The following is a 19,839-nucleotide window of genomic DNA, read 5'->3' on the forward strand; positions in this document are numbered from 1 at the left end:
GTATTGGCTAATCTAGGTTTAGTAATCGTTTCCTATTTTTTGGAAATTTAATTCCTTTTTTGTGTAAATCATCATTCTTCGGTTTCCAAAGCGGGCATTCTAAATTTTTCAATGACTGGGGTTTCGTGTTCTTCTTTCATTATCTCCACTATCTGAGCGAGGATATCGGGATGTTGACCTGCCACATTGTTTTCTTCGCGAATATCATCATCGAGGTTGTAGAGCTCAATAGTCAAACTGTCTTTTAATATATTTTTTCTGATTCCCTTCCACGGACCCATTCTCACCGCTTGTTGTCCAGTATAGGAGGGAAATTCCCAGTATAGAAAGGTATGAATCTCTTCACTATTTTCACCCAAAAAGGTAGGTAATAAACTCTTGCCATCGACTTCTGCGGAAATTGGACTGCCAGCTACATCGGCCAGAGTAGGAAAAATATCGTAGAATGCGGACATAACTGTGCTGGTACCGTGTTGGATCTTACTTGGCCAACTCGCTATCATAGGGACTCGGATACCTCCTTCGTGGGTATAGCCTTTGCCCCAGCCACGACTTTCATTAAATGGTCCTGCACTATTGAACCATTCGGAGTCACTGCCCCCATTGTAGGTAGGTCCATTGTCGCTTGAAAATATAACCAAGGTGTTTTCATATTGACCGATATCCTTTAGTTTTTGGATCAGTTGTCCCACCTGATCATCAAGGTAAGTAACCATGGCAGCATAAGCAGCTCTTGGATAACGGTGTGGAAAATAAGAGTTTTGACCTAAATAGGGTTTTTCATCGCCAAATTTTTCTATGTAATAGTCCACATATTCTTGAGGGGCCTGAAGGGGAACATGAGGTAGGGGGGAGGCAAAGTAAAGGAAGAAACTCGAATCGCGGTTTTCATCCATAAAATTCAATGCTTCATCTACCATCAATTTTGGCGCATAATCTTTTTGGGTATATATTTCGTAAGAGCTAGGGTCTAAGGTATCGGCTTCTGGATCTAATTTGTGTCCGGGTACAACAATTTCGTTGTCCAACCAAATTTTTTCATCATTCCGCCATAAATGTTTGGGATATAAATTATGGGCTTGACGTTGACAATTGTATCCATAAAAGAAATCAAAACCTTGATTATTGGGAACACCTACGGTTTCTGGAGCTCCGAGCCCCCATTTTCCTATAACGGCCGTCTTGTATCCTACTCTCTGCAACATTCGTCCTATGGTTTCTGTATTTTCAGGTATGGGTCGCTGGCCTTCGAGATTAATGTCGTAAATGGCTTTCTCATAATTCCAGACCTCTCCTCTTTCTCTCCATTCGTCGTTTCCGCGAACAACAGCATGACCCATATGCTTGCCAGTTAGTAAAACACATCTGGAAGGTGCACATACTGGAGCTCCTGCATAGTGGTCGGTAAAGATCATCCCATTTTGGGCCAAAGCGTCGATATTTGGAGTTTCTATTTTTTCTGATCCGTAAACGCCGATATCTCCATAACCTAAATCATCGGCTAGTATATAAATGATATTCGGTTTCCTATTTTCTACTTCATCCTTCGATTGGCAGGCCATCACTGTAGTTATGAGGAATAGCGAGAGATATAATAAAGATTTACTAGGGAGATATTTCATGTTAGAATAATTTTTATGATGGCTAAATCGACTGAACTTTGCGGTATTTGTTGAAAGACATTAACCTGTTTTCTTGAGGTATTCTGTTTTTTATAAACATTTGTATGTTATACGAATTACATTTATAATTAACGGTAATCTTTCGATTTATTGTAGAGCCGCAATGCATTGCGGCTTAAATATTGTGGATTGAGACATAATGCTATACTGGTAGTATCTTAACCAGGATTTGCAGGGCAATCACGCCTCGGCACAGTGGCCTCGGTTCCTTCACCAAAGGTCGATTTACGTCCTTTGATTGCTCAAAGAGCAATTTTGTTCAGTCATAGCCTCGTCAAACTTCAAATACTTTCGAAATCTTTTCCGTCATTATAAAATGTAATTCGTATTAATAATTGAAATTCCATATTAATTTATCCCTGTTCATCATTCAGGTTTACTTTAAAAATGGTAATATGGTATTAAATATAAAGTAAACCGTGGATAATATAAAACGGTATTTAAGTATGAAATTCAATTCGAATTACTGAGGAGTTATTTGCTAAAATTACACAATCGATAAAAACGAGGGGATTAATTTTATTTTCTTAACACGATAATTTTGTCATGGGAAATGTGATTTGACTACTTTTAAAAGAAATATTTGAAAAAATGAAAGCAAGGTTTACTCTAATAATGTTAATAATTGCCCATATATCCTCGGCAGACACATTGCGCGTATTATCATACAATATTTTGAATGGTTATGATTATGGCAAAGATACGGTTCGACAAGCCAATGCTATTGATTTTATAAAGAGTCAAAATGCCGATGTAGTGGCTTTGCAGGAATTGTGTGGATTTACGCAAGAAAAATTGGAAAAATTGGCCCAAAAGTGGGGGCATGCCTATGCCGTCATAGTAAAGGAAGAGGGCTATCCTGTCGGAATCACCTCAAATAAACCGATTGAATTAAAAAAGAAAATGAGAGAAGGGTTGTGGCACGGCATGTTGCACGTAAAAACACATGACATTGATTTTTTAGTTGTTCATTTAAGTCCATTTGATTTTCAATTTCGCAGGAATGAAGCCAAAATTATCACGGAGTATATGGCCAATGAAATCGACGATAAAGGAAATTTTTTAGTGCTCGGTGATTTTAATGCCCTGTCATCTTTCGATGGATTTTTAAATAATTCAAGACCGGCATTGTTAGAGAGATATCGGAACGGGGATGCCAAAAGTAAATACAGTAATTTAATGGATGGGGAATATGATTATTCCGTGATGTCTATTTTTTTAAGTTATCCTCTTATTGATTTGGCTGCCAAATATGTGTTGCCGAGAGATCGATTCTCCTATCCTACGCCTATTTTAATAGGAAGTTGGCGAGAAGTTGGCGAAATTATTCCCAGTCGATGCAGGATTGATTATATTTTGTCCAGCAGAAATTTAGCTCAAAAATGTAGTAATATAGAAATCATCAATAAAGGTGTGGTTGATTCATTGTCCGATCACTTTCCAGTTTTAGCGACTTTTAGATTATAGACAATTATTTGTATAAATCTATTTGGTATTTTAGAGATTGCCAGCACTAGGGTTGTCAGAGTTATAAGAGATAAATCTTGACTAATGTGGCGTGACAACTGAAAAATTCAAACCCTGATTTTTTAATAGGCTATACGGCTCTGAATTTTATAAGTCTTTGGAGGAAGGAAATATTTTTATATAATTATTTGATTTTATTTATTCAAGAATAGTGTTGTTTTATCTATTTGCTTGTTTGTATTATGTTAATTGGTTTTAATAATGTAGTGGTAAACGCATTAATAAGTTTTTGTTTCACGCTTGTTTTCCATTTAAATAAATACTAATTGTTGTTTGTCGTTGCTGGGCGTTTCGTAAAATTAATCTGGTTTAATTGTCTAATTTAATTATTTTAAATAATTAAATTAATAAATTTTTTCATAATTTTAATTTATGGTTCATAGAATAAAAAACTCATAATTATGAATACAATTAAATTATTCAATGTTCAAAAAGGGCGACTTATATCCAAATACGTTATATGGCTTGGACTTGCTTTAATGCTGTTAAACAAGTTTAAAGTACTGGAACATGAGACGTGGGAGATTGCGGGGTTTTCGATGGTCATTTTGGGAGGTTTATATATTATATTATACAATACCAAATTAGCTAATAAAAAATTGGCCATCATTGGATTGAGTGGTTTAGTGGCAATTACTTTAATCGTTGTTTATATTATGTATTTTAGCAATAAGTGAATTTGGTAAATAGTGTCTACAATGGATTCAACCGTATAATTTATTTTTATAAAAGGTCGACCATAATCCAAATTCATCACATGACTTGTGGACTTGTTTTAATGCTTTAAAATAAGTTTAAAGCCCTTCTGCATAAAGTATCGCGTATTTTGTAATCGTATTCTTTAGTGGAAATATACACGGAAATATTCAGATGTTAACTGGATTATAAAATGAGGAATATGATTTTATTAATCATCTATCACATTATTTAATTTTAAACTTTGTATTGTTAACAATAAATTGAGAATTAATCAATTATACCCTGTAACAAAAAAAGGCTGACTTCACGTGAAGTCAGCCTTTTTTTGTTACAGGGTATTCCTTACTTTATAATGTTTTATACCAATTATAAAAGTAATTCGTAAAAATTCATATCGTATTATTCAAAATAGAATCCGTTGGGTCCAACACCAACTGGATTTTGAATGGCCAATTGACCTACTTCATTGTATATTCTGATTTCACCTGCAGAACTAAAGTCTTTGGCGTCACCGAGGAATATTTCCCCAGTCTGTGGATGTACCGTTAAGTCATACAAGTAGGTAACATCGTCTAACAGAAACAAAGCATTGGCTGCGATTTGACCTGTCGCTATATCATAGATATAAATTCCGTTGTCACGATTGAATAAAATCCGTTGATTGGATTCGTCAAAGGCTAAATGAGCACCTTTGTTGGTGTAGTCTAAGTCCAGAGTAGATACAACGGTCTTGGTTTGAATATCTAAGCCTATAATACGTGCACCTTCGTCTCCATTGTCTACTTCTTTTCCACTGCAATAGATGTACAACACATCATTGGCTTCGTCAAATGCCAAATCAGATGGATTCCAGCCAATAGCTATTGAATCAACAGAATTGTCATTGAGGTTTACGGTATAAATGTGGTTTTTGTCTCTACCTTGCCATTCTTTTGGGCTTAGGACAAAAATTTCATCGTCCTCTAAGATCATTTTATCTGATTGTTCTCCTATATCAATACTGTCTACAACGCTTAAAGTTGTCATATCCACTACTTGAATGTATGGACTGTAAAGATTGGTTACATAACCGTTGTCACCGGAAAACTCCAAATATCTCGGAGATGATAATCCTGTAATTTCAGCTGTTTTGGTAAAAGTCGCTTGTTCTACCTCGGTAATTTTACCTGAACCATTTAATACCAAATAAGCGGCATCATCTTTAAAAGAAATGGACTGCAATACGTCACCTGCGGTTTCATTGTTTGCAGCGCTATATATATTTGTGTAAATAGTAGCCGTGGTAAAATCAATAAATTGAATGGAGGCATTGTTACTTCCAAATCCTCCTTCACAACTTACAAATATTCCATTTTCAAATTGAACTGGTTCTGGTTCTGTAATGATTGGATCATCTTTCGAACAAGCAGTGAAAAATAAAGTGGTTACAAGTGAAAGGAGTAATAAATGATTTAATTTTCTCATAGAATAAAATTGTATTTAGTGTTTATTTCAAATGTGATACCAGGCATAGGTCTATTTTTTATGCCTTGGTATGAATGATTTAATAGATTATATATGGTGGCATCCAGTTGCCATTGTTTATTAGACGATTTGAAGGTGATACTGGGATGTAGGAGAAAGTATGGATGCAAATCATCGGAATGATCACTGAGGACGTATCTTCTACTGGTGTATTCAATATCCAATAAGAACGAAATATTCTCGGTTATCGTCTGTCGGCCGTGCAAGTTTATCAAATGCTCAGGGTTGTAAATAGTCTGTTTGTAGGCTTGTGGATGGTCAATGAGAAATGTACGTGCCCATTGATATCTCGTTTGGATGGTGGTGAAATGATTCGACCAGGTTAGAGAAGCGTTGATGCCGTAATTTCTGGCTTTGTTGAAATTTTGAGGACTCCAGTAACCATCACCGGGCAACCATTGTATCCAATTGTCTGCATGGCGGTTGAACCATTCCAATTTATACGACCAATGCGATCCAATACTATGATGATGTCGCAATCCATAAGTAAAATTACTTTCTGGTATTAGATCGATATTCCCTCCAGGTACCCAAAATCGATCGTTAAAGGTGGGGAATACTATATTCCTACCACCATAGATTGTCCAAGATCCCAAATCTTTAGGTCTTATTTCTACCTTGATTTCAGATACCAAATCCATGTCAAATGAGGTTGCCCATTCTGGTTTAAGCAGTCCGGATACCGTAATTGGCAACCTTAGTGGATTATATATAATTTGGCTATAAATAGAGGTCGATGTCTGTTGATGTACCTCTGAATAATTATCTGATTTTGCCTGGAAGGACTGTATAATACCTCCGTATTTAAAGGTGAATTCATTGTTTAAATACCACTGATTGTCCAACCTCAATTGAGGATTGTAAAAAGTATGATGAGCATCGAGAATTATAGCTTCATCGTTGTAGTTTTGATGTTGGATTCCCATAAAGGATTTGATATTGGACACATGTCGGTTGGATACATGATTGTATTGTAGACTTGCGCGTACAAATCGGTCACTTTGTTCGGCTTTACTTTCTTTGCTGTTGATGGGAGCCGGAATCTGTCTAAATTGATCTCTAGCCCACAATGCCAATTTCCATTCCCTATTGGATTTTCTGTACTTAGCATCGTATTGCAAATTGTACACCTGATGAGCCGCGTGTTCTAGTTTTTGTTTTTCATTTTCATTGTTTGTATAAGTAAAATTGTTTTTGGATTGCAATCCACTTATTTGAAAGCGTTGGGTCCAATTTTTGTGTTTAAATCCCAGATTCAAATGAGCCATCCCTTGTTGATAAGATGTATAGCCCAATGTGAAACTATGGGGCATGGTCGGATCAATTTCTGTATCGGTATTGAGGGCAATCGTCCCTGAGATGGCACCGGCACCATAGATATTGTTAGATGCCATGTCGATGATCTGAATCTTAGATAGATCACTGAGGCTGATCATGGAGTAATCGTTCACGCCCAGCATAGGATTTTGGAGAACGATACCATTCCACACAATGGCTACTTCACCGGCTTTGCCTCCATTCATTGAGATGGTTGAGGAAGCTCCGGGGCCATAATTTTTAAAATAGATATTGTATTTATTCCTAAGATAGCCCGCAATGGAAGGTTGTTGATAAATTCGGTGATCGATATCTATGGAATCGTATTGGTGGGCTAAGGGCTGACCAGTAGAAATATTGATTTCAGGTATGGTTACAGCTGTATCTATAGATTGACTAAAAATACTGGAAATACTGCAGATCGAAATGATAATATGGCTTAAAAGTCTTCTAATATCCTTGATAATTATTGATAAAAAATTCAAAATGGGGGATAGGCAGAAGAGGGTCGATAACCGATTAGGCCATAGATCTTTCAATTGCTTTTCTCCCGAAAGCATAGAAAACAATAGAATGTGGGCAGGTCTTCTGGCTCTTCTTTTTATAGGATTAACCTTCCCGTCGAACAATAATGATCAACAGTGGTTTTACATCCTTCTGGTAATGTCTATAAATCTACTACCAGAAAAGAATTACAGCTGCGGGGACAGCTCCGGAATCTTTAGTTTCGTCTAAAAAGACGAGGTAAATCACCGGATTCCCTTTTCATTTCACAAATGGAAAACCCATTTCTATATTTTTACACTGCAAAGATAGTCGAATTTTTAATTCGACTATCCTGCATTCAATATCATTACATACTTAAGTACATGGATCGTCTTTTATCCAATTCTCTAAAGTATGGATCTTTTAAATCTTTGATGAAGTATATCATTTCTCCAGTTGATTTCATTTCTGGGCCCAAACTTTTGTCGACGTTAGGGAATTTGTCGAATGAAAATACTGGAATCTTAATGGCATAACCTTTAAGTTCTTTCTTAATGTCAAAATCTTTCAATTTTTTATGTCCCATCATTACGTGGGTTGCCATTTGTATATATGGAACACCATAGGCTTTTGCAATAAATGGCGTTGTTCTACTTGCTCTTGGATTGGCTTCAATCACGTATACTTTTTCATTGTGTATAGCGAACTGAATGTTAATCAATCCTTTGGTCTTCAATGCCTTGGCTAATTTCTCAGTATATTCCACCATGGTTTTGACCACGTTTTCGGACAAGCTATAGGTCGGCAATACTGCGCTACTATCTCCAGAGTGAATACCGGCGGGTTCGATGTGTTCCATTATCCCCATGATATGCACGTCGTCACCATCACAGATGGCATCGATTTCTGCTTCTCGAGCACGCTCCAAGAAGTGGTCAATCAATACTCTGTTGTCTGGCAAATGCTTAAATATACTCAATACATGTCTTTCGAGGTCGTGATCGTTGATCACTATTCTCATTCGCTGTCCACCTAATACATAAGAAGGACGAACCAATACTGGGTATTGAACTTTTTTAGCGATTTCAACGGCTTGATCTACATCATCAGCTACACCATAATCTGGGTATGGAATGGAAAGTTCTTTCAACATATCAGAGAATCGACCTCTATCTTCGGCCAAATCCAGTGAAAGATAATCGGTTCCTATAATTGGAATACCTTTTTCATGAAGCTTTTCAGCCAATTTAAGTGCTGTCTGTCCACCTAATTGAACGATAACACCTTCTGGTTTTTCAAGTTCGATGATTTCTTCTAAGTGTTCCCAGAATACAGGTTCAAAATATAGTTTGTCGGCGATATCAAAATCAGTTGACACAGTCTCGGGATTACAGTTGACCATAATGGCTTCGTAGCCGGCTTCTTTAATCGCCAAGATCCCGTGAACACAGCAATAGTCAAATTCTATACCTTGTCCGATACGATTGGGACCAGATCCCAAAACAATTATCTTCTTTTTATCCGAAGGAATGCTTTCATTTTCTTGCTCAAAGGTAGAGTAATAATAAGGAGTTTGTGCTTCAAATTCAGCAGCACAAGTATCTACCAATTTATAAGTTCTTCGAATACCTAATTTCTTTCTATGTCGAGTGACTTCATTTTCGTTGATTCTCATCAACCAAGCGATCTGAGCATCAGAATAACCGTGTTGTTTCAATTCCAACATAAAGTCGGCATCGATGTCTTCGGCTACATTGTAATGCATCAATCGTTGTTCTATCTTAACTAGACCTTTGATTTCTCTTAAAAACCAAGGATCTATTCCGGTCAATCTATGTATAGTGGTAACTGGAACGCCTAGTCTTAAGGCATCTTTTACCCGATAGATTCTGTCGTCGGATGGTGTTTCCAATCGCTGAAGTATATCATCGGTTTTAATCCATTCTTTTTTGTCTGCTCCCAATCCCATTCGATTGTTTTCTTGGGATTGACAGGCTTTTTGCAAGGCTTCGATAAAAGATCGCCCAATGGCCATAACTTCACCGACAGACTTCATTTGCAGTCCTAATACATGGCTAGAACCGTAAAATTTATCAAAATTCCATCGTGGCATCTTAACGATAACATAGTCCAATGTTGGTTCGAACAAGGCTGAAGTATTGCCCGTTACTTGATTGTTCAACTCATCCAAGGAATATCCTATGGCTAGTTTCGCAGCTATTTTGGCAATCGGATAACCCGTTGCTTTGGAGGCCAATGCAGAGGATCGCGATACCCGCGGATTGATCTCAATGGCTATTATTTTTTCTGTTTTGGGATCCGCTGAGAACTGTACATTACATCCACCAGCAAAATTACCCAAAGATCGCATCATTTTGATACTTAAATCCCGCATCTCTTGGAATGCAGTGTCGGATAACGTCATGGCTGGTGCTACGGTAATACTGTCTCCAGTATGGATTCCCATTGGATCCAAGTTTTCAACGGTACAGATAATGACAACATTATCGTTTTTGTCTCGCAACAATTCCAACTCATACTCTTTCCAGCCCAATACCGCTTCTTCTACCAATACTTCGTGGGTAGGAGAAGCATTTAGTCCTCGTCGGAGTGCTTCATCAAATTCACTGGCTTCCATTACAAATCCACCACCAGTACCACCTAATGTGTAAGAAGGTCTGATTACCAATGGATAACCGATCTTTTGAGCGGCTTCTTTTCCTTCTAGAAAAGAATTCGCTATAAATGATTTGGCTACACCTATGTCCATGTTGACCATCAATTGTCGGAACGCTTCTCTATTTTCAGTGATTTCTATGGCATCCAAATCAACACCGATGAGTCGAACATTGTATTTTTCCCAGATACCCATTTTTCCAGCTTCTATAGCTAGATTCAATGCTGTTTGACCACCCATTGTCGGTAGGACAGCATCAATCTGTCTTTCCTGAAGTATTTGTTCAATACTTTCTGGAGTTAGCGGTAATAAATATATGTTGTCAGCGGTTACGGGGTCGGTCATTATCGTTGCCGGATTGGAATTGATAAGGGTAACTTCTATACCTTCTTCCCTGAGGGACCGTGAGGCTTGAGACCCTGAATAATCGAATTCACAGGCCTGTCCTATGATAATAGGACCGCTACCAATGATAAGGACGGACTTAATACTTTGATCTTTAGGCATATTTGATGTGCTATTAAAATTGCGTGCAAATATACAGTACAAATGTTTAAACTATCAAATCATATTAAGATTAATTCAGAAATTATATTATAGACGGTATTGTAATGTCGAAATTTTAATCATTATCGCGTGGAGGAGGGAAGAGTGAAATTTAGAATTCTCAATTTTAAATCAAATTTGTTTACTATATAAATAATACTTCTGCTAACCCTGTTTTTCTTATTCTATTTATAAAATTAAACAGCAAATACCGAATTATTTAATCCCTCCTGTTGTCTGGAAATAAAGTTCTTCTCTTTTGTATTTTCATTGTTTACTTCCTGTGAAATGAGGATAGATAATTTTTCTACAAAAGAAAATAATCGATTCTAGATGGAAGAACATCAACAAGTAGGTATCATGTATATATAAAATAGGTGTATAATAGGTTGCTTTTTCAAATGGTATCGATTGCAAAAGCGAAATAATGAATTTGATCAGTTGTTATTAAACCTGTCACCTTGTCGATTAAGTAAAGACGACTTTATTGGCAATTCAGTAAATATTTATTATAAACTTGCCAGTCCTGAATTTTGTATTAACCATTTGAATCTCTGATTTTCCACGGATAAATAAACTTATGTCATTTTAAAAGTGAATATGGAATCGATGGTTCGGATAATTTTTATGGAATTTGAAGGATTTCTATAGATCTTGTGTCTTGAAAACTTTAAAATAGAATATACAATTATGGAAAAATCATACTTAACTTGGGAGGAATTTAAAAAAGTTGATCTGCGAGTAGGTACAGTCACAAAGGTGGAAACTTTTCCCGAAGCTAGAAATCCCGCTTATAAAGTATGGGTGGATTTTGGAGGAGATTTGGGTATTCGCAAAACAAGTGCACAAATTACGGTGTTATATTCTCCAGAGGAATTAGTGGGTAAGCAAGTGATCGGAGTTACTAATTTTGAACCCAAACAAATCGGACCCTTTATGAGCGAGTTTTTATTGACTGGGTTTGCCGACGAAAATAATAACATTATCATTGCAACCGCAAATTCTACAGCACCCAATGGTGCAAAATTGATATAAACCCAAAGGAATACAATATGCTAGAAGCAATTAAACAACGACGATCTATTTATCCTGAATTTTTTAATCAAGTACCGGTTTCTGAAGAAGAAATACAGGAACTGTTAGAAGCAGCTAGATATGCGCCTACTCATAAGTTGACCGAACCATGGCGATTTACTGTTTTGATGGGGGATAGTAAAGATCGTTTTCAATCTTTTACAGTGGATTCGTTGATGGCCAATGAAGCATTGTCTGCTAAAGCCCCTCGTATGGGCAATAAAATAGCTAAATCTTCTGCACTATTAGTAATAAAGTATCAACGAGACTTGCAAGAGCGACTGCCAGAATGGGAAGAACTGGCATCGACGGCCATGGCCGTGCATAATATTTGGTTGTATGCTGGACAGTTGGGTTTGGGTGGCTATTGGTCAACGGGAAAACCATTGATGAATGCGGCCAAAGACTTTGTTGAAATGAAAGAAGGTGAAGAAGTTATTGGTTTGTTTTTTCTTGGCAAATACGATGAAAATTTAAAAGAAAGACCCCGCAAAGCCGTAAGCGATTTTACGACTTGGATGAAATAACACAGTAAATAAACACTATGGCTGAATTTTCGATGGTTCTTATTTTGAATGATTCAAATGTGGATTTTGGTATTGAGTTTCACAACGCAACAGATTATGGATTTGTTCTAGAAGGCGAGGTTACCTTCAACGAATTGCCTCCTCAAGCTATCGATCTTCACATTAAACCTCATGACAATGAAAGGTGGAAGCGTTTTCCCTTTGATACCATCAATGACTATCCACATTTTGAACTAAAGATATACAAGCAGAGTACACAGGGCTTGGAGGCAGATTTCTTTGTGAAAATAAAACCTAAGCCCAAGCATTTACTTCAATCAATGTCATTGAGCGACGGTTCAGTTCACAAAGGGAAAAAATATTATTTATGGTCGGAGAAAGATCTCGATAGTCAAAAAATTCAAATCCCGTCTCCCAAAAAACACATTCGAAGAGAGACGGTGAAGCCAGAGAAAAAGGTATTTAATGATTTGTCTCAATTGGCCTTCTTTAAACAAGAACTCGATTTACACGCTGAAAATCTTTTTGACGATTTATCCAAAGTAAGACCAGACGAAATCTATCGCAAACAAATTTCCGCTTTTAATCATTATTTGGATAAAGCTATTGAAATGGGGGTAGATCGTGTTTTTATTATTCACGGCATAGGCAGTGGTAGATTGCGCAAAGGGATTCATCAAAAATTGTCCCATCACCCCTATGTTAGTCATTTTTCTAATACATACCATCCTAAGTATGGGTTTGGGGCTACAGAGGTCTTGTTTCAATAAAAATAATTGATTCCTTTGACGGTATATTATTTACATAGCCCTCGTTTTGGCAATTGTAATCTGGTAGATGTTATTCTTCTAATGGTCAATGAATCAAGGATATTTTATAATATTGAATAACCAAAGATTATTGATAATGTACTGTAATTAGTTTTCCAATGTACATAATCACTTAAAACCTCTCTACCTGTATAGTATCTCAGCTCAAGGCTATATTTATTGTTTTGATTGTATCCAGCTCCTATAGCATAGTTAATTCTTGATTTAATATCTAAATTGCTTCTAGAATTATAAATAATAGTCGAAGAGGAAGAACTCAGATCAATAACATAAGAGGCATTAATGAAAATTTTAGATTTTGGGTTGAGAAAGAAACTATACCTCACTCCAAAAGGGATTTCAATGGATTTGTAGTCAATTGTAGAAATCTTTTCGGAGACTACTTTTTCAGTTTTATAATATTGATAAGTGGGTTCGAGCAGGATCGACCATTTATTTTGTAAAAAAGGTAAAACATATTCGAATTCAATGCCCATTCTAAAGTTAACTTTATTGTCAAACTCAGTCCCAGTTAGGTTTGAAATACTATTTTTCATTGAAAGAGAGGAATAATTAATGCCAGGTCGAACATTTATTTTAAATAACTCATTGTTTTTCTTTTCTTCATACACTGTGAATTTATAATTATTACATTCGTTGTATGTTTTAAAAAATTTGATAAGTTGATTTTTATCATAATCTAGATTTTCAACTTTTGACATTTTAATAGTTTGACATTTTAAGTCAATCCAGAGTTGTTGTTTATATTTATCGTTTTTGTGAATTTTGCGATCGTCTAAATATTTTTTAAAAAACAATTGTTCTACACTGGAATCATCTTTGTTGTAGAAGAATTTTAATAAGTTACTCTGTTCAAAGGAATACAGACTCGCTTTCCCTTCAATTAGAACTTTTAAAAAGAGTTCTTCTTCGATTAAATCAAATTTTTTGACCACGCTTAATCGACTAATATCTTTACTAGATTTATCAATTTTTACCTTATGTCGACTGTATTTAGATTTATTGTGAATGCCGAATTCCTTAACTGTTTCGATAGTTGCCTTTTGTTTATCTGAATTTTCATTGAGTTTATATTCAAATTCTGTAGGATTGTTTTTCCAGTCAACGTTTTTGATTAAACAATTGACTTTCTGATTATTATCGCTTATAAAATAGCCTTTCTCATAGGTTATTTGAGAGTAGCATTTTAGACTCGTAATTGCCATTATTAGGAATAGAAGAAGGCTTTTCATAATTAGAATATTTTTAGAAATGATCAAAGAGTATTTTACTATGCGTTTTTCAGCAAAATGGAATTCAATTGTAATTGCATTAGTGTGAAAGGGGAGAATTGTTTTTTGTTAATACCTCTGAATTGATATGAATCTTAAGTCAACTAAATGGACTTCACAGCTATTGTCTAGATTACTACACTTTGAATGTAATTAAATAGAGGCTTAAATTCTTTCGGAGAAAGTAATGTTGTTCCACATGCGATTAATTTTAAGCTTTCGCAATATGGAGAATTTGCACATATACTTTTATAACTTTAAATCTGATGGGGGTGGTTTTCAAATGAAACATCTTGAGGCGTTTCGTATTGTTGATTCCTAAAATATTAGAAATATGATAGTAAAAATAATGATTTTTTTTTGATATCGACAACTTTTAATAAGAGAATAAGAAGATTAAAATGAATTCATTCATTCAAAAGGGTCATAAAATTCACTTTTAAGTTATAGGTAAATTTACTACATCCTATATGGTTTGACAAGACAGGGGTTACTTTTTAATATCGTATTGATCACCGGCATCAGCCATAGCCTGTTGTAAATCTTTATGCAGTTTTTGTCTAATTTTTCTATACTTTTTCTCCTTGTACACATTTTGATTTTCGAATGGGTCTTTCTCTAAATCGTATAATTCCCAACCCGGACTAGTCCATTCTGACTGGGGGCCTGCATTGTTCATAGGACGTCCATAATAGTAAATGAGTTTATAGCGCTCAGTTCGCAATCCATAGTGGGCTGGACGCGTAGGGCTATGGGTCCAATACCGGTAATACATATGGTTGCGCCAGTCTTTCACTGATTCTCCCTTTAATTGTTCTCTAAAACTTTGGCCTGCGATAAATGAGGGTTTTTCTAAACCAGCATAATCGGCCATTAATGCGGGGAAATCTATGTTTAGTATAATATCGTTGACTTCACTTCCACCCTTGATTTCTTTAGGATATCGAATTACAAAGGGCATGCGCAAGGATTCTTCCAACATCATTCGCTTGTCAAAGAAACCGTGTTCGCCCAAGAAATATCCTTGGTCGGAAGTGTATATAACAATGGTATTTTCGGTCAATCCCCTATCATCTAAATAGTCGAGGATATGGCCAATATTTTCATCGATTCCAGCTCCACTGCGCATAAAATCCTTTATAAACTTTTGATATATTTGATACCTAGCGCTGTCAGCGGATAGGTTTTCGGTGGAAAATGGTAGTCCAGGATATTTTGCCCAAAAATCACCAGTAGAGGCTTGTTCGTATCGCTGTCCCAATATGTCCATAGAATGACCGGTAAATACCCGATTGGTAGAAGATGGACCTACATCATATAGGTTATCTGGTGTCGGAATATCGACATCTTGGTATAAGGTTTCGAATCGATGAGCATAATCAAAAGGCTCGTGTGTGGCCTTAAAATGACACATTAAAAAGAAAGGTTGGTCGGTTTTTCTATCATCCAACCAATCCAAGGACATTTGAGTAATGACATCGGTCGAAAATCCCTTTTTTTGAATTAAATTCTTCTGATTGTTTTCCCAATAATCGCGTCCGCGGAAGTAGGGATCGTGGTAGATTCCCTGACCTGGCAATACCATATAATCGTCAAATCCCATCGGTTGACTTTTTAAATGCCACTTGCCAAACAATCCGGTTTGATATCCAGCTTCTTGAAGTACTTTGGCGATATTGTCATGGTGGGGATTGAGAGAATCTTGTAAGGTGAATACCTTATTATCGTGACTGTATTGACCAGTAAGAATCGACGCGCGACTGGGAACGCAGATGGAGTTGGTACAGAATGCATTGCGCAAAACCGCTCCTTCTTCGGCCAATCGACTTATATTTTTATTCTGTACATAATCTTTTAATATCCCTCCGTATATGCCCCAGGATTGAGAAGTGTGGTCGTCTGACATTATAAATACGATATTGGGACGAGAAGAGGATTGGGCTTGAAGTCCGTGTCCTAGGATGACAGTGAATAATATGATACTATAAAACAATTCTTTTTTAACAACCATTTTGATAAATTGTAATTTCATATAATATGTAATTCTATTCTTCTTCTGTTGAATAATGGATACCAATATAAGCTTTTATATCAATCGTTCGACCATTGGAATTGGATCGATCATAAACCTCAAAGTCGGTAATGTAATTACGGTCGAGACCAGCATTTATGATTTCTTCTTGCAGGCTTGGCTCAGTATCGTAGTCTACTACTTCAGAAAACATAAAATAATGACCTCCTTGAACCTCGACCACGGAGAGACCTTCGGGCACATAATCATATTCCGATACATCATAGCCTATTAAAATGGTCTTTCTCTGTTGTTCCTCTCCATCAAAGTCGGTTTGAACTCCAAATAATAATTCCGAATTGGGTTTGGGAATCTTCATACGGACATTCTCTGCAAAAATACGATGCCATAAATTTTGTAATCTTTCTTCGTAATCCTCCATATCATCTCCGTCAAGGCGGACGGCAAGACCCATAACTCTAAAAGCGGGGACATAGTAAAATTCCATGGCGATTTATTTACAATATGAGTGAATATCTAACTTTTAACTATTGGGGTATTTCTTCCAACTTCATGGTCTCTAGATAGTTCTGTCGAGCAAGTGCAGCCGTTTGATGATTGCCCAAATGATGCCAACCTGGAGGTTTGACAATGTATAGCAGTTTGTTTTTCCATCCCGGGGCGGCTATGATATCTCTATACAAGGCTATAAATTCCCCGAAATATACATCGATAAAACTGCCGGAGTCCATTTTTCTAGTTATGCCATATTCAATTTTTAAATCCGGTAATTCTGGTTGGAAGGTACCAAAAACCTTATCCCAAATCAACAATAGATTGCAGAAATTGGTATCCATATAAAGTGGATTTCGTGCGTGGTGGACTCGATGATGGGAAGGGGTAAGTATTATTTTATTGAGGAAGCCCATTCTCCCATCTTTTAAAAGATTCTCTCCCACATGAATAAAGGCTCCGTAGGTCCCATCAATAAACATAATTAAAAACAAGAGTTCAGGCTGTAATCCAAGCAAAATGCATACAGTGGTTCGAATGGTGTCGGCATAGGGTGCTTCCAGAAAAAAATGAGCATAAGTGACGGAAAGATTCATGTTTTCAGGGGCATGGTGTGTGGAATGGAGACACCAAAATAATCGGACTTTGTGCCCCCAATAGTGATAGAGAAAATGGCCGAATTCCCATACGATATAACCGTATAGGAAATAGTACCAAGTGAAGCTGGTCTGGAAAAGGGCATAGGGTTGAAACAAGCCTATGCAAAGAGCTACCATGGCGATGGCAATAAATCGGGAGATGATCCGGTTTGCGACATAGATTAAGAAGTTTATTTTGTAAACTTTGGTTTGTGGTTTTTTGTAAATTATTCCCAGTAAGAATTCAAGCATGACCAATAAAGGGATAATTGGGATGATAAGTGCTTTGATACCGTCGGCAGTAGTCAATGCGCTGTAATCACCGCTGGTCAAAATTTCAAACAATTGTTCTAGACCGAAAAATCCTTTTACTTCATTGAATAATACCGTTAACCATTCCATATATTATATATTGAGATGATTGTAAATTAATAATTTATTTTGGGATTATTTGGATTTGCCTATCCATGCAAGGTGGTGAGCTGTCGTGATAGTCAATTGTAAATAGAAAGGCAAGTTGGTGACGTTTTGAGATCTATAATTAGAACATCGAGGATAGGAGAAGGATAAATAATTCTTTTACGCCTCTTAGATATTTAATCGCATGGCTGATATGAGTTTCTACCGTTCTTTTAGAAATCCCCATTTGATCGGCTATTTCTTGATTGGGAATATGTTGAAACCGACTCATATAAAACACTTCTCGACATTTGTTGGGCAGTTGATCTAGGGTTTGAATAATTTCATCTTTCAATTCCATTGCAGCCCTACTATCATAGGAGGATTGTTCTTGTTGGAGTCTTTTTATGATTTCTAGGTGTTCGTTGGATATTTTATTCTTTCTCAACACCATAAAAACCTTGTATTTGGTGGCTTGGTACAGATATGCAGACAGATTGTGAATCGGATTTTGAGGTGGTTTTTGCCACAAGTCTATAAATATTTCTTGCACAATATCTTCGCAAGCGATTTTATTTTTTAACACTTTGTAGGCAGATAAATAAAGTTTTTCCCAATATTTGGCATATAACGTCTCCATAGCGGACACATCCTTTTTTTGTAAAAGGACTAGCAAGTCAAAATCTGACTGAGTGCTGGTCGTATGCTTCATACAAAAGAGAGTTAATCGTTCTACAGTTTGTTTTTAAATATTACTATTCTGTATCCTATTTTACAAAGTGTATCAAACTATGTATTTAACGTAAATATAAAGGTAATTTCTCAGTTATTTAAGATTCCCAATATTCTATGTGAAAATCTGCGCTAAAATTTAACAGTTGGTCCAGCGATATCAATGATTTGTATTGATGTTTTTATTGGAATAAAATGCTTTGTTCGAAAAAAAAATCATTTTTTTTATCAGTGAACTACGTGTTTGGTGGATTTAAAGCAACATAGAGGTATAGAAGACAGATATCAATATGAATAAAGCTAATTTTTCCAACCTATTAAAAAAATACTTGACTCGTAAAGCGTCTGAAGGAGAAAAAGAATTGTTGGAAAAATTTTATTCAGAAATTCAAAATGAAAATATAGGGTGGGAGGATTGGTCGTCAGAAGAAAAGACCGCTTTAGAAGCGAGGATGCGTTCTAAAATTAAAGCGAAGATTCAACCTCGTCCATCCATTTTTAGGATGCAGTCTTTTTGGAAAATGACAGCAGCTCTAGCTTTGTTACTAATCACGGCATATCTGGTTATTGATACCATTAAACCGATATCATCGGTTCAATCGCTTAGTCAAATCGTGGTATCCAAAGCAATAAATGCATCAAAGTCGGTATTGCTGTCCGATGGTAGTTATGTACTCTTGCAAAAAGGGTCTAGTATTAAGTACCCCCTATATTTTGACAAATCGAATCGACAAGTTGAATTGACAGGAGAAGCTTGGTTTGATGTGCAGCGTGATACGTTAAGACCTTTTTCTGTTCAAAGCAATGATATCACTACTACGGTTTTGGGTACATCCTTTAGTATAAAAGCACACGCTAACGAAAGTAATATCGAAGTGAAAGTGACCAGTGGTAAGGTCAGCGTGAAAAATGTAGATCAAGAGTTAAGTGTTTTGGTCAAAGATGAAGAGTTGTTGTACAATACTGAAACCAAGGATTTTACCAAGAAGAAAATTGAAAAATTAGCTACTGAAGCCAATAATGTAGAACGCAATGAATTTCAATTGTTAAATGTGACCATGGCTGAAGCAGTAGATTTTTTAAACAAAAGATGGGAAAAGATTATAGTTATTGAAAACGAAGAAATCAAGGATTGTCGATTGGTTGCTTCCTTTTACCAAGAAGATAGTTTAGAAGATATCTTGACCATAATATGTGGAGTAAGCAATTCGAGGTATAGTTATAAAGATAATCAAATAGTAATTAATGGAACTGGATGTAAATAGCAAAGTAATGAAATAAAAAATCAAATAAGGAATGGAATAAAAAAAGCCATCTTTTCTCCAGGCGTGCAGGCCATAAAGAAGGATGATGGCTTCTTGTTTAAATAATTCATAATCAAATTAT

At 36.1% G+C, this 19,839-nt stretch carries 15 protein-coding genes and 1 riboswitch; of the genes, 6 read left to right on the forward strand and 9 right to left on the reverse strand.

Annotated elements, in window-relative coordinates:
• Positions 1 to 71: 71 nt before the first annotated feature.
• Positions 72 to 1,622 (reverse strand): arylsulfatase, encoded by a 1,551-nt coding sequence (locus tag LVD51_RS10120; RefSeq protein ID WP_236971114.1) that lies wholly within the window; start codon positions 1,620 to 1,622, stop codon positions 72 to 74.
• A gap of 651 nt (positions 1,623 to 2,273) precedes the next feature.
• On the opposite strand from LVD51_RS10120, the gene LVD51_RS10125 reads away from it, so the two are divergent.
• Positions 2,274 to 3,149: an endonuclease/exonuclease/phosphatase family protein gene (locus tag LVD51_RS10125; protein WP_236971115.1), complete on the forward strand. Its 876-nt coding sequence runs from the start codon at positions 2,274 to 2,276 to the stop codon at positions 3,147 to 3,149.
• Between the two features lie 461 nt (positions 3,150 to 3,610).
• A complete protein-coding gene (locus tag LVD51_RS10130) occupies positions 3,611 to 3,886 on the forward strand; it encodes a hypothetical protein (RefSeq protein WP_236971116.1) in 276 nt (91 codons plus the stop codon).
• A 421-nt stretch (positions 3,887 to 4,307) separates the two neighbouring features.
• Here the strand turns inward: LVD51_RS10130 and LVD51_RS10135 are convergent, their stop codons facing one another.
• The 3 genes from LVD51_RS10135 to carB form a co-directional block, all read right to left on the reverse strand.
• Positions 4,308 to 5,372, reverse strand: coding sequence for a DUF5074 domain-containing protein (locus tag LVD51_RS10135; RefSeq protein ID WP_236971117.1), 1,065 nt, complete (start codon positions 5,370 to 5,372; stop codon positions 4,308 to 4,310).
• On the reverse strand, positions 5,369 to 7,234 hold the full coding sequence (locus LVD51_RS10140; protein ID WP_236971118.1) for a TonB-dependent receptor plug domain-containing protein: 1,866 nt from the start codon (positions 7,232 to 7,234) through the stop codon (positions 5,369 to 5,371). Before LVD51_RS10140 ends, LVD51_RS10135 begins: the two co-directional genes overlap by 4 nt.
• Positions 7,235 to 7,310: 76 nt before the next feature.
• Positions 7,311 to 7,552: riboswitch (cobalamin riboswitch) on the reverse strand.
• 50 nt (positions 7,553 to 7,602) lie between these two features.
• Positions 7,603 to 10,419 carry a carbamoyl-phosphate synthase large subunit gene (gene carB / locus LVD51_RS10145; protein ID WP_236971119.1) on the reverse strand — a complete coding sequence of 939 codons (2,817 nt, stop codon included), beginning with the start codon at positions 10,417 to 10,419 and terminating at the stop codon, positions 7,603 to 7,605.
• A 729-nt stretch (positions 10,420 to 11,148) separates the two neighbouring features.
• Here carB and LVD51_RS10150 point away from each other — a divergent pair.
• Genes LVD51_RS10150 through LVD51_RS10160 form a run of 3 tightly spaced genes read left to right on the forward strand, consistent with a single transcriptional unit; the run spans position 11,149 to position 12,829 of the window.
• Positions 11,149 to 11,493 carry a tRNA-binding protein gene (locus tag LVD51_RS10150; protein ID WP_236971120.1) on the forward strand — a complete coding sequence of 115 codons (345 nt, stop codon included), beginning with the start codon at positions 11,149 to 11,151 and terminating at the stop codon, positions 11,491 to 11,493.
• A 17-nt stretch (positions 11,494 to 11,510) separates the two neighbouring features.
• Complete coding sequence (locus tag LVD51_RS10155; protein ID WP_236971121.1) at positions 11,511 to 12,059, forward strand: nitroreductase family protein; 549 nt, start codon at positions 11,511 to 11,513, stop codon at positions 12,057 to 12,059.
• Positions 12,060 to 12,076: 17 nt separating this feature from the next.
• Entirely contained in the window at positions 12,077 to 12,829 is a 753-nt protein-coding gene (locus LVD51_RS10160) for a Smr/MutS family protein (RefSeq protein ID WP_236971122.1), read from the forward strand.
• 104 nt (positions 12,830 to 12,933) lie between these two features.
• Here the strand turns inward: LVD51_RS10160 and LVD51_RS10165 are convergent, their stop codons facing one another.
• From LVD51_RS10165 to LVD51_RS10185, 5 genes are all read right to left on the reverse strand, one after another.
• Positions 12,934 to 14,121, reverse strand: coding sequence for an outer membrane beta-barrel protein (locus LVD51_RS10165; RefSeq protein ID WP_236971123.1), 1,188 nt, complete (start codon positions 14,119 to 14,121; stop codon positions 12,934 to 12,936).
• Between the two features lie 529 nt (positions 14,122 to 14,650).
• On the reverse strand, positions 14,651 to 16,192 hold the full coding sequence (locus LVD51_RS10170) for a sulfatase family protein (protein WP_236971124.1): 1,542 nt from the start codon (positions 16,190 to 16,192) through the stop codon (positions 14,651 to 14,653).
• A gap of 13 nt (positions 16,193 to 16,205) precedes the next feature.
• The gene (locus LVD51_RS10175) at positions 16,206 to 16,679 is read right to left on the reverse strand and encodes a GyrI-like domain-containing protein (RefSeq protein ID WP_236971125.1); all 474 of its coding nucleotides are present in this window, start codon (positions 16,677 to 16,679) and stop codon (positions 16,206 to 16,208) included.
• A gap of 40 nt (positions 16,680 to 16,719) precedes the next feature.
• Complete coding sequence (locus LVD51_RS10180) at positions 16,720 to 17,724, reverse strand: sterol desaturase family protein (RefSeq protein WP_236971126.1); 1,005 nt, start codon at positions 17,722 to 17,724, stop codon at positions 16,720 to 16,722.
• 139 nt (positions 17,725 to 17,863) lie between these two features.
• A complete protein-coding gene (locus LVD51_RS10185) occupies positions 17,864 to 18,433 on the reverse strand; it encodes an RNA polymerase sigma factor (protein ID WP_236971127.1) in 570 nt (189 codons plus the stop codon).
• Between the two features lie 310 nt (positions 18,434 to 18,743).
• On the opposite strand from LVD51_RS10185, the gene LVD51_RS10190 reads away from it, so the two are divergent.
• On the forward strand, positions 18,744 to 19,718 hold the full coding sequence (locus LVD51_RS10190; RefSeq protein WP_236971128.1) for a FecR family protein: 975 nt from the start codon (positions 18,744 to 18,746) through the stop codon (positions 19,716 to 19,718).
• Positions 19,719 to 19,839 lie beyond the last annotated feature (121 nt).

Origin of the sequence: Membranihabitans marinus, from assembly GCF_021729155.1 — a bacterium.
GTDB classification, from domain to species: Bacteria; Bacteroidota; Bacteroidia; order Chitinophagales; family Saprospiraceae; genus Membranihabitans; species Membranihabitans marinus.